Source organism: Metabacillus flavus (assembly GCF_018283675.1).
In the GTDB taxonomy this organism is placed as follows: Bacteria; Bacillota; Bacilli; order Bacillales; family Bacillaceae; genus Metabacillus_B; species Metabacillus_B flavus.
This window is the reverse complement of the sequence record NZ_JAGVRK010000001.1, coordinates 2955672-2967391: the sequence shown is the minus strand read 5'-3', so window position 1 is coordinate 2967391 and position 11720 is coordinate 2955672. Positions and strand designations below refer to the sequence as shown.

At 47.0% G+C, this 11720-nt stretch carries 12 protein-coding genes; 11 read left to right on the top strand and 1 reads right to left on the bottom strand.

Features of this window, described 5'->3' with window-relative positions; genetic code table 11:
• Positions 1-194 precede the first annotated feature (194 nt).
• A complete protein-coding gene (locus J9317_RS15120) occupies positions 195-335 on the bottom strand; it encodes a hypothetical protein (protein WP_211559984.1) in 141 nt (46 codons plus the stop codon).
• Positions 336-542: 207 nt separating this feature from the next.
• Here J9317_RS15120 and J9317_RS15115 point away from each other — a divergent pair, with 207 nt between their 5' ends.
• The 11 genes from J9317_RS15115 (at position 543) to J9317_RS15065 (ending at position 11707) form a co-directional block, all read left to right on the top strand.
• The gene (locus J9317_RS15115) at positions 543-1769 is read left to right on the top strand and encodes an acyl-CoA dehydrogenase (protein ID WP_211559982.1); all 1227 of its coding nucleotides are present in this window, start codon (positions 543-545) and stop codon (positions 1767-1769) included.
• Between the two features lie 10 nt (positions 1770-1779).
• On the top strand, positions 1780-2556 hold the full coding sequence (locus tag J9317_RS15110; protein WP_211559980.1) for an SDR family oxidoreductase: 777 nt from the start codon (positions 1780-1782) through the stop codon (positions 2554-2556).
• A 78-nt stretch (positions 2557-2634) separates the two neighbouring features.
• The gene (locus J9317_RS15105; RefSeq protein WP_211559979.1) at positions 2635-3387 is read left to right on the top strand and encodes an SDR family NAD(P)-dependent oxidoreductase; all 753 of its coding nucleotides are present in this window, start codon (positions 2635-2637) and stop codon (positions 3385-3387) included.
• Positions 3388-3405: 18 nt separating this feature from the next.
• Positions 3406-5028 (top strand): long-chain-fatty-acid--CoA ligase, encoded by a 1623-nt coding sequence (locus tag J9317_RS15100; protein ID WP_211559977.1) that lies wholly within the window; start codon positions 3406-3408, stop codon positions 5026-5028.
• A gap of 57 nt (positions 5029-5085) precedes the next feature.
• Positions 5086-5655, top strand: coding sequence for a TetR/AcrR family transcriptional regulator (locus J9317_RS15095; RefSeq protein ID WP_211559975.1), 570 nt, complete (start codon positions 5086-5088; stop codon positions 5653-5655).
• Positions 5656-5772: 117 nt separating this feature from the next.
• The gene (locus J9317_RS15090; protein WP_211559974.1) at positions 5773-6657 is read left to right on the top strand and encodes a 3-hydroxyacyl-CoA dehydrogenase family protein; all 885 of its coding nucleotides are present in this window, start codon (positions 5773-5775) and stop codon (positions 6655-6657) included.
• On the top strand, positions 6657-7436 hold the full coding sequence (locus tag J9317_RS15085) for an enoyl-CoA hydratase (protein ID WP_211559973.1): 780 nt from the start codon (positions 6657-6659) through the stop codon (positions 7434-7436). The genes J9317_RS15090 and J9317_RS15085 overlap by 1 nt, the downstream gene beginning before the upstream one ends.
• 14 nt (positions 7437-7450) lie before the next feature.
• Positions 7451-7855, top strand: a complete 405-nt coding sequence (locus J9317_RS15080; protein ID WP_211559971.1) for an acyl-CoA thioesterase — start codon at positions 7451-7453, stop codon at positions 7853-7855.
• Between the two features lie 17 nt (positions 7856-7872).
• Positions 7873-8937, top strand: a complete 1065-nt coding sequence (locus J9317_RS15075) for a phosphotransferase family protein (RefSeq protein ID WP_211559969.1) — start codon at positions 7873-7875, stop codon at positions 8935-8937.
• The gene (locus J9317_RS15070; protein WP_211559967.1) at positions 8930-9661 is read left to right on the top strand and encodes a 2-phosphosulfolactate phosphatase; all 732 of its coding nucleotides are present in this window, start codon (positions 8930-8932) and stop codon (positions 9659-9661) included. The genes J9317_RS15075 and J9317_RS15070 overlap by 8 nt, the downstream gene beginning before the upstream one ends.
• 270 nt (positions 9662-9931) lie before the next feature.
• Positions 9932-11707: an acyl-CoA dehydrogenase FadE gene (locus J9317_RS15065; RefSeq protein ID WP_431190689.1), complete on the top strand. Its 1776-nt coding sequence runs from the start codon at positions 9932-9934 to the stop codon at positions 11705-11707.
• The last annotated feature ends 13 nt before the right edge of the window (positions 11708-11720 follow it).

The window sequence follows — 11720 nt, the reverse complement described above, 5'->3', positions numbered from 1 at the left end:
GAAGACACGAGACTCCAGCGGGAGCAGCGGGACAGGTGAGACCCCGCAGGCGCCTGCGCCGCGGAGGCTCACCGCCCGCCCCGCGGAAAGCGAGTGTCTGCAACGGAAATCAACAGCCAAGTTTAACAGAGCCAACTAAAAAAATAAGGGCACAGAAGCTGGCGGAAACTCTGCCTGTCTGTGCCCTTCTATTTTTAAAAGATTTTTGTAAGACCCCACGTTATGATAGCCGCAACGGGAACAAGCACCAAAATATTCGATCCTGTACTGCTTGGCTGCTGCAATTTCGACTCCAGTCTTTCGATCTTTTTGTTCAGCTCATCAATTTTTTTCATGACTTCATCCTAATTCGGTTTATTCAATTCCGTCACTTCTCATCATCCCCCTATGTTCTTTTTTATCTGTACGGGGTTTCACAGATAATAGACCCTTATAAAGATAATTACAGATTACCAGTTGAAAAAGTTAGAATATTTAGTATATGATAGAGTCAACGTTACATACCAACCGGTTAGTAAGTTGGCCGAAGGAGGAACCGTTGTATGAATTTTTCGTATTCGGAAAAGGTACAGAATCTGCAGAAGCGGCTCAACGAATTTATGGATGAGCACGTGTATCCTAATGAAAAGCGGTATGAAGAAGAATTAAACAGCCAATCATCAAGGTGGTCAGCCGTTCCCGAAATTATGGAAACGATGAAGAAAGAAGCTCAGAAACAGGGTCTGTGGAACTTATTTCTTCCAGACAGTGAATATGGAGCAGGCTTGACGAACGTTGAATATGCCCCTCTATGTGAGATTATGGGACGGTCACTAATCGGACCTGAGGTGTTTAACTGCGGGGCTCCTGACACAGGGAACATGGAAGTGCTTGTCCGCTATGGAACAGAAGAGCAAAAGAAGCAGTGGCTTGAGCCTTTGCTTGCAGGAGAAATCAGGTCTTGTTTTTCAATGACAGAGCCAGATGCCGCGTCCTCTGATGCTACGAATATATCATGCCGCATTGAAAGAGACGGGGATGAGTACGTAATTAATGGTACGAAGTGGTGGTCATCCGGTGCTGGGGATCCGCGCTGCAAAATTGCGATTGTGATGGGGAAAAACGATCCGGATGCGCCAAAGTACGAGCAGCAGTCGATGATTCTTGTTCCGCTTGATACAGTGGGAGTGAAAATCGAACGGACTTTGCCTGTTTTCGGATATGATCACGCGCCTCATGGACACGGGGAAATTTCTTTTACGGATGTCCGCGTCCCTGCGTCCAATATGATTTGGGGAGAAGGAAAGGGATTTGCCATTGCCCAAGGCCGGCTGGGGCCTGGAAGAATTCATCATTGTATGAGATTGATTGGTGCCGCTGAACGTTCGCTCGAAGAATTATGTAAGCGCGTACAAAAAAGAGAAGCATTTGGCAAACCGCTTTCTAAACAAGGTGTTGTACAAGACTGGATTGCTGAATCACGTATTGACATTGAGCAGGCAAGGCTTTTGACACTTAAAGCAGCGTATATGATGGATACGGTCGGCAATAAAATAGCGAAGCCTGAAATTGCGATGATTAAAGTAGTTGCACCGAACATGGCTTTACGAGTGATTGACCGGGCGATCCAGGCATTCGGAGCAGCAGGAGTCAGCGAGGATGTTCCGCTCGCCGCGCAGTGGGCGAATGCAAGAACGCTCAGACTTGCAGATGGACCGGATGAAGTGCATAAAGCACAGCTTGCACGGCTTGAATTGAAAAAATACGACGTCTCCCTGCAGACGGTATGAGGTGAAGCGAATGCATGTAAATGAACTATTCAATTTAAGAGGCAAAACCGCGATTATTACCGGCGGAGGACGAGGGCTTGGTGAGCAGATTGCGGAGAGTCTTGCTGAGGCAGGAGCGAATATCGTCCTTTGCTCAAGGAAAAAAGAGGCATGCGAACAAACGGCCTTAAGACTCGAGAAAGAAACCGGCTGTCATGCGATGGCCCTTGAATGCGACATTACGTCACAGGAAGATGTAAAAAGGACTGTTCAACTTGCGTATGAACGCTTTGGAGCAATCGATATTCTCGTCAACAACAGCGGTGCAACCTGGGGGGCGCCTGCTGAGGAGATGCCTTTGGATGCATGGCAGAAGGTAATGAATGTAAACGTTACGGGTACGTTCCTGATGTCGCAGGAGGCAGGCCGCTATATGATCCGGCAGAGAAGCGGAAAAATCATCAACATTTCCTCCGTTGCGGGTCTGGGCGGTGCGGATCCGAAATTTATGGATACAATTGGCTATAACACGAGCAAGGGTGCGGTTATTACGTTTACGAAGGATCTCGCAGCCAAGTGGGGGCAGCACAACATCAATGTAAACGCCATTGCACCAGGTTTTTTCCCTACTAAAATGTCACAGGTCATTATAGAAAAAGGGAAGGATGGTCTTCTTCAGCGTACTCCGCTTGGCAGATTTGGATCCGATCAGGATTTAAAAGGAGCGGCTGTTTTTCTGGCCTCCCAGGCTTCTGATTATGTGACGGGAGATGTGCTGGTAGTCGATGGGGGTACGCACGTTTTGTAAAGTTTCTCTTAGATATTCTTAAAACCGATTATGCAGGTTTTGGTGGCGTAAGAGCTGAAAAAGAAAGCAGGTGAACGGATGAAGCTAGCAGGGAAAACAGCGGTCGTGACCGGAGGAGCGGGCGGGATTGGCCGTGCGGCTGCTCTCCTTTTTGCAAAGGAAGGAGCGAGAGTAGCGGTAGCGGACGTTATGGAAGAGGGCGGCCAGCTAACAGTCTCTCAAATCCATGATGAGGGCGGAGAAGCCGTTTTTATTAAAACGGACGTAACGTCTGAGGATGAAATCAAGCAGCTTATGGAGCAAGTCTCGGAAACCTATGGATCTCTCGATATTTTATTTAATAATGCGGGTGTAAGCAACGAGAGTGTAAGGCTTGCAGAGATGTCACTTCAGGAATGGCAGCGGGTCATTGATATCAATTTAACAGGTGTATTTCTAGGGATGAAGTATGGAATTCCGAAAATGCTGGAGGGCGGGGGCGGCAGTGTGATCAACACGTCCAGCATCCTAGGGCTAAAAGGGAAGAAGCTTCTTGCGCCTTACAATGCATCAAAAGCAGGCGTAATCATGCTGACGAAAAATGCTGCACTTGAATACGGGAAGAAAAAGGTCCGGGTAAATGCGATTGCCCCGGGAGTAATTGATACGGATATTATTAAAGACTGGAAGCTGGATGAAAAAAACTGGCCGATTATTTCTTCTGCTAATGCTCTTGGCAGACCGGGAAGCCCGGATGAAGTCGCAAAAGCCGCACTCTTCCTCGCAAGCGATGATGCCTCATTTGTAACGGCCAGTACGCTCCTTGTTGATGGGGGCACTTTGACTTACTGACAGATGGAGGGATGAAAGATGGAGACAACGAATCAATGGTTAGCAAGCTACCCGCCAGGCATTGACCACAATTGCCTGATACCTGACATACCGATTCATGAAATGCTTCGCTCGACTGCTGAGATGCACGGGGAAAAGACGGCGATAACGTTTTACAAAAAAACATTCAGCTATAAGGAACTTGCAGGATTGGCAGGGGAATTCGCTGCAGCTCTTCAAAAAAATGGCGTGCAAAAAGGTGATCGGGTTGCCATCATGCTTCCGAACTGTCCCCAATATGTCATCGCCTATTACGGCATCCTTGCTGCCGGCGGGATTGTCACTCAAGTGAATCCGATGCTGATGGAAAGGGAGCTTTCTCATATTTTGACGGATTCCGGGGCGAAAACGCTTATTGTGTATGATCTGCTTTATCCGAAAGCAGAAGCCGTTTTGGAAGAAACAAGCGTAAAACAGGCGGTCACTGTAAGTCTCACACCAGGACACACCGAAAAGCCTGCCAGTGCAGCTTTTAGCTTTAATTCTTTTCTTGCAGAAGCAGAGGGACCACCCGCTCATGTTCCGATTGAACCGGAACATGACATTGCCGTCCTTCAGTACACCGGCGGAACGACAGGAAGATCGAAGGGAGCAATGCTTTCCCACCGGAATCTCGTCGCAAATGTTTACCAGTCTTATGAGTTCTTCAAGCATGATGTTGTAATCGGAGAGGAAAAAAGCTTATCGGTTATTCCGTTTTTCCACGTCTTTGGCATGACTTCCTGTATGAATCTATCCGTATTAACAGCGAGCTGCATGGTTTTGCTGCCGCGATTTGATCTCGAGGAAGTGCTTCAGACGATTAAGGAAGAACAGCCGACGATGTTTCCCGGGGTACCGACCATGTATGTGGCACTCACAAGCCATCCAAAAGCGGAAGAGTACGATCTTAGCAGCATTCGGATCTGCAATAGCGGAAGTGCTCCGATGCCGGTTGAACTGCTTAGGGAGTTTGAGAGAAAAACAGGCGCTAATATACTCGAGGGGTATGGCTTATCTGAAGCTTCGCCTTGTACCCACTGCAACCCGAACTTTGGGGAGCGCAAACCAGGAAGCGTTGGAATCGGCTTTCCAAAAACCGCTTATAAAATTGTCGATGTCGCAACAGGCCTCGAGGAGCTTCCGAATGGAGAGCTTGGAGAAGTGGTCATCAGCGGACCTCAGATTATGAAAGGGTATTGGAATATGCCGGAGGAAACCGCTGCAGCATTAAGAGACGGATGGCTTTTTACCGGAGATTTGGCCAGGGTAGATGATGAGGGCTATCTTTATATCGTAGACAGAAAGAAAGACCTGATTATTGCGAGCGGTTACAATATTTATCCACGCGATGTAGAAGAGGTGCTGTATGAACATCCAGCCGTACAGGAAGCTGTTGTTATAGGTGTTCCGGATCCATACCGGGGTGAAACAGTTAAAGCAATTCTAGTCTGCAAAGAGGGCAAAAGTGCATCAGCTGAAGAGATGATTGAATTTTGCCGTAATCAGATGGCTGCCTATAAAGTTCCGCGCGAGGTAGAGTTCCGCGCAGAGCTGCCGAAAACAAATGTCGGTAAAATTTTAAGGCGTGCTCTGAGAGAAGAATCAGCCAAGAAACTCTAATCTTAAGCGGCTATGCTATAATCGGAGCAAAACCGGCTAGATGGAGAGGACATAAGCATGAAAGAACAAATCAGACAAATGAGCATTCAGCTTTTTGCTGAAAAGGGATTCAAGGAAACATCGATTCAGGATATCGTAAACGAGCTGAATGTCACAAAAGGAACATTCTACTATTATTTCACAAGCAAAGAGCAGCTTCTGATGGATATTCATTTAAGCTATATTGACAGTCTTCTTCAAAAGCAGAAGACCATCCTCGAAGATCCGCAAAAGAGTTATAGAGAAAAATTGTATGAAGTCGTCTATTTGCTGATTCACGATATAGAAAAAGAGGGATTGAGCGCTAAGGTGTATTTCAGGGAAATGCGTAATTTGAGCGAACCCCATCTTAGCCTGATTGCCTCTAAACGGGATTTGTTCCGCAGCCAAATCGAAGAAATTCTGAGGGCAGGGATGGAGAAACAGGAATTCAGGAATGACCTGCCGGTGGATATTGTCGCACTCGGGGTATTGGGAATGGCCAACTGGAGCTACTTCTGGTTTGATCCATCGGGGCGTGAAACGGATTCAGAAATCTCGGAAATTTTTATTAAAATTCTGCTTGAAGGATTGAATGGAAGCACTTGATGCTTTCTTTCCTTTAAACATACCAACCGGTCAGTAAGGGGCAAAAACGGAAGCGCCCGCAGCGGAAATCAGCAGCCGAGTTTAACAGAGCTAATAATTTAAAAAGGAGAGCTGTTAATGAAAAAAGAAGAAATCAAAACGATTGCTGTAATCGGTGCAGGACAAATGGGGCATCAAATTGCCATGCTGTGTGCACTTGGGGGATATAAAACCATTTTGCAGGATGTGAATGAAACCGCTTTATCCAATGCGGATGCCGTCCTTCAAAGACTGATCGATAAACGCGTACAGAAAAACAAGCTATCGGAAGAGGAAGCGAAAAAGGCGTTCTCCCTCCTGACCATGACCACAAGCTTAAAAGACGCTGCCGCAAAGGCTGATTTTATTATTGAAGCCGTGGTGGAAAAGCTGGAGGTAAAAAAAGAAGTGTTTGCACAGCTGGATGAATATGCGAAGCCGCATGCTATTTTAGCCACGAATTCATCAACGATTATGAACTCTTATATTGCGGGAGCTACGAACAGACCGGATAAAGTGATCAATATGCACTTTTTCTTTCCTGCTCTTGTGATGGACTGTGTGGAAGTAGTGACAAGCGAACAGACATCTGAAGAAACAGCGCAGCTGACAATGGGAGTATGTGAAACAATTAACCGGACAGCGGTCCTATTGAAGAAAGAAATTTCAGGCTTCATCGCCAACCGGATTCTAGGTGCCCTTCAAAGGGAAGCGGTTTACCTTTATGAGAACGGCTATGCAGACTTTAAAGACATCGATACAATTTGCCGGAAAGCGCTTAATCATCCAATCGGCCCGTTTGAGCTTATGGATTTATCCGGTATTGACGTCGGTTATTATGTCATGCAGCAGCGGTATGCAGAAACGGGAGATCCTGCCGACAAGCCATTTGACTGCATTGAAGAAAAAGTAAAACAAGGCCAACTTGGAAGAAAAACGGGCAAGGGCTGGTATGAATACGCGAAGGAAGAGGTGAAGCAATAATGGAAAGCGTGATTAAGAGAGATAAACAAGAATCAGTTATGGTCCTGACGATTGACCATCCACCGCTCAATGTGATGAGCCAGGCTGTCCTGAGAGAACTGGATCAGCTGCTTGATGAAATGAGAGATGACCAGGAAATCGTTTGTGTCATCCTGACTGGTGCAGGGGACCGTGCGTTTATGGCAGGAGCGGACATTAAGGAGTTTCCGAGTTTGATAGGGAAAAAGGGAATCAAATCACAATTCATGGAATCACATGCTGTTCTGAATAAACTTGATGATTTTCCAAAGCCGGTGATTGCTGTATTAAATGGGCTGACGTTCGGCGGAGGCTGCGAGCTTGCGTTGACGTGCGATATACGAATTGCAGAAGAACACGTTCAAATCGGATTGCCTGAAATTAAACTCGGTCTATTCCCCGGAGGCGGCGGGACCCAGCGGCTTCCTAGAGTAATAGGGGAAGCGCGGGCAAAGGAAATGATGTTTACCGGAGATCCGATTGATTCAGCCAAAGCGAAAGAAATCGGCTTGGTGAATGAAGTCACGGCAAAAGGAGAGGGCCTTCAGCATGGCTTGAAGCTCGCTGCTAAAATCAGCCGCTTTTCATTGCCTGCCCTCTCAAGAATTAAACGCTCTGTCGATGAAGGACTTGGTGTTTCCTTAAAGGATGGGCTGGAACGGGAGGCCGAGCTTTTTGAGGAGGTTTTCCAGACGGACGATATTAAAGAAGGCGTACAGGCGTTTATTGAAAAACGGAAGCCGGAATTTACCCACCGCTAAGGAGGCATAACGACATGCATGATGAGATAAAGGTTAAAGTCAGATTTTGTGAAACCGATGTCTTAGGACACGTGAATAATACGAGCTATTTCATCTACATAGAGGAAGCAAGGGTTCAGTTTTTTGGAAAACTGGGCTCTCCGTTAACGGCGGATAATTGGCCGTTTATCCTCGCTTCTGCTTCCTGTGATTTTATGGAGCAGGCCTATTTCAATCAGGAGCTGATTGTGAAAACGGCAATTTCAAAGGTAGGCGGGAAAAGCTTTCATCTCGAACACATCATTGAAGATGCAAACAGCGGAAAAATGATTGCAAAAGGAAAAGCAGTGATTGTCTATTTTAATTTTACACTGCAGAAGAGTGAAGAAATCCCGGATGAGCTTCGGAGCGTGCTTGAAAAATATTTGGCTCACGCCTAAAAAGGGAGGCTGCATGGATGTCCTATACAATCCCTGTAAGAGAAGGGGAAGAGCTTCAGCTGCAGGCGCTGGAGCGTTATTTAAAAGAGCGGTTCCCGGATATTTCGGATCAGCCGCTGCAAATCGAGCAATTTGGAGCGGGTGCTTCCAACCTCACCTATGCATTAAAAGCGGGAGACTGGGAGGCGGTGCTGAGAAGACCGCCGCTTGGTCAAGTGGCGCCAAAGGCTCATGATATGCAAAGGGAGTTTAGTATATTAAAAGCGCTGCATCCGCTGTTTCCTGAAGCCCCTAAGCCTTTCTTATATGAAGAAGATCCTTCAGTGGCAGGCAGTTCTTTTTTCCTGATGGAAAGAAGAAGAGGGGTCATGGTGGATACCGCCCTTCCGAAAGGTATGGAAATGACGGAAGAAAAGGGGAGGATGCTTTCTGAGCTTATGGTGGATAAACTCGTTCAGCTCCACTCCATTCCTTATCAGGATTCAGATTTAATCCATCTGAGCAAGCCGGAAGGATTTATGGAACGTCAGGTGGGCGGCTGGATTGAACGATACCACCGGGCAAAAACCGATGAAATCGAAGCGGTGGACTCCTTGACCGGGTGGCTCGAAAAGAACCTTCCTGCGTCCGGTTCTCCATCTGTCATCCATTATGATTACAAGCTGAACAATGCTCTTTTTACTGAGGACTTATCGGGTATGGCGGGTTTATTTGATTGGGAAATGGCGACCATCGGCGACCCGCTTGCTGATCTTGGAGCAGCAATGAGCTACTGGGTAGAGGAGGATGACCCGGATTCACTCAAATTCGGCTTTGGGAAGCCTTCCATTACCGTTCACCCAGCCTTTTATTCCAGACAGCAGTTTGCAGAACGCTATGCAGAGAAAAGCGGCCGCAATTTAGAAGAATTTCCTTATTATCTGGCATTCGCTTATTTTAAGCTCGCCGTGATCTGCCAGCAGATTTATTACCGTTATCAAAAGGGCCAGACAAAGGATAAACGCTTCGCTAAGTTTGCGCCGTTTGTCCGGACTCTAGTTGATCAGGCTTTGATTACCGCAAATGGCGTGAAGCATGGGTAAAATCCATGTTCTTATGAAAAAGGAAGAGATTGAGCCGGAGAAGCTCGCCGGAAAAATCGCTGTCGTATTTGATGTGCTGCTGGCGACAACCACCATAACAAGCGTCCTTTCCAACGGGGCAAAGGAAGTTATTCCTGTGCTGAACGGAGAAGAAGCAAGGAAAGCAGCAGCATCACTTGAGGGGAATTCGTTTGTGCTGATCGGGGAGTACGAGGGCAAGACGATTGAAGGGTTTCTCGATCCAGGACCTTCTGCATTAAAAAACCATGTTTCCGGAAAAACGGCTATTCTCTCCACCACTAATGGAACCGTCGCTATCCGGAATTCTGCCCCTGCAAAGGCGGTGTATGCTGCCAGCCTTCTTAATTCGAAGGCAGCGGCATCTCATTTGATTTCGGAACATTCTGAAGAAACCTTGATTCTTATATGTTCCGGATCTTCCGGACAATTTTGTGTGGAGGATTTCCTTGGTGCCGGCTATTTGATTGAACTTCTTACACTGGGTTCAACATGGGATTTGACCGACTCAGCGCTTGCTGCAAAGCTCTTTTATTCAAGCCTTAAAAGTCAAAAGACAGAAATCATGTCTGCCTCAAGAGTTGGAAAGATGCTCAGCCAATACGGATTTGCAGAAGAAATTGCCTATGCGGCCCAAACGGATGTTTATGAAGTCCTGCCCGTTTTAAAAAACAGATCGCTAAAGCGTTTTAAGCAGATACCCTGAAAGCCTGGGCTTCATTCCGATGAGTATGGGGTGAGGCATGCAAGATACGGTTTTTAAAAAGGCTACGTTAAAGCATGGTGCTGATTTTTTAATACCTGTTGATTGGAGTGGAAGGCGTGAGACTCCGAGCTTTATAGGAGCGGGACAGGTGAGACCCCGCAGGCGCAAAGCGGCGAGGAGGCTCACCGCCCGCCCAAGGATAAGCGAGCGCCTGCAACGGAAATCAACAGCCAAGTCCAACAGAGCTATTAAAAAAGGAGAGTGAAAGAATTGCAGACAGCCTCTGTGAAAATTAAAGGCGGAAGCTTTATGTATGAAGCTTCAGATCACCGCACCATCTTCACACCTGAAGACTTTACCGATGAGCAGAAAATGATGGCTTCCACAGCGCGGACTTTTGTTGAAAGGGAAGTGGATCCATACCGTGAAGAAATAGAAGAACAAAATTTTGACCGGGTCGTCGGGCTTTTGCATAAAGCAGGGGAGCTTGGCCTGCTTGCCCATAGCATTCCAGAGGAATACGGCGGACTGGGATTAGACAAAATCACCAAAGGAATCGTCGGAGAAGTGATTGGTAGAACGAGCGGCTACGGGGTCGCCCACTCCAATCACACGTGTATTGCAACCCTGCCTATTACTTATTTTGGAACGAAGGAACAGAAAGCTAAATATCTTCCGAAGCTTGCGTCCGGTGAATATATCGGAGCGTATTGCCTGACCGAGCCCGGTTCTGGATCGGATGCACTGGCTGCTAAGACGACAGCTGTTCTGAATGAAGCCGGATCGCACTATGTTCTGAACGGATCGAAGCTGTACATTACGAACGCTGCTTTTTCGGACACGTTTATCATTTACGCTAAAATTGATGGCCAGCATTTCTCTGCCTTTATCGCTGAAAAAAACTTCCCGGGTTTATCCTTAGGACCAGAAGAGAAAAAAATGGGAATCAAAGGCTCGTCAACTAGAACGGTGCTGCTGGAAGACTGTCTTGTACCGAAAGAAAATCTTCTTGGGGAGCCGGGAAAAGGTCATGTGATCGCCCTGAATGTTTTAAATCTGGGCAGGTTTAATCTAGGTTCAGCCTGTATGGGAGCATCCAAGCATGCGCTTAAGCTCGCAATTGAATTTACGAAAGGGCGCTTTCAGTTCGGGCGCAGCATCGCAGACTTTCCGGCAACGAAGGAAAAACTCGCCCTAATGGCCTCGAGAATTTATGCGGCGGAGTCGATCCAGTATCGAACGGCAGGTCTCCTTGAGGATGCTCTTGGTGATTTATATGAAACAGAGGATCACAGGCTGATTGGAAAACAGATGATGGAGTACGCTGCCGAATGCGCAATCTGCAAGGTGTTTGGTTCAGAAACCCTCGATTATGCGGCAGATGAATCCCTGCAACTGCATGGAGGTGCAGGCTTTATTCAGGAATATCCGATCGAGCAGGTGTACCGTGATTCACGGATCAACCGGATTTTTGAAGGGACGAATGAGATCAATCGTCTTTTGCTGCCTACTCACTTTTTGAGGAAGGCTGCAAATGGAGAGGTTGAATTTGAAAGCTTGATAAAAAATGCGTATGCAGCCCTTCAGGAAAACATGGAAAGCAGGGATGTGCTCCTTGGAAAGGCAGAAAATCTGGTTGCAGCGCTCCGGAATACCCTGCTTGTCTGCTTTGGAGCCGCCTTTGAAAAATACGGCGGGAAAATGACAGAAGAACAGGAGACACTTTTGAAACTGTCCAATCTGTCAGCTGCTTTGTTTTCAGCAGAATCCTCTCTGCTTCGCGCTAAAAAGGCGCTTGATGCAACAGGAGAAGAAAGAGCAAAGCTAATGGTGAGCCTATGCCAAACGGCAGCCGAGGAAGCATTGTATGAAGGCGAAGCATTAGCCAAGCAGCTCGTTCATCAATTAGTGGCCGATGACCGGAAGAACCTTCTTCTTTCCCGGATCAGCTTTACATTTGCTGAACTTGGTTCTGCAAACCGGGTAGAAAGAAACCGTTTTATAGCGGACGCTCTTCTGCAAAAAGGATCTTATACCGTTATCTAGGGAGGAAGAAACT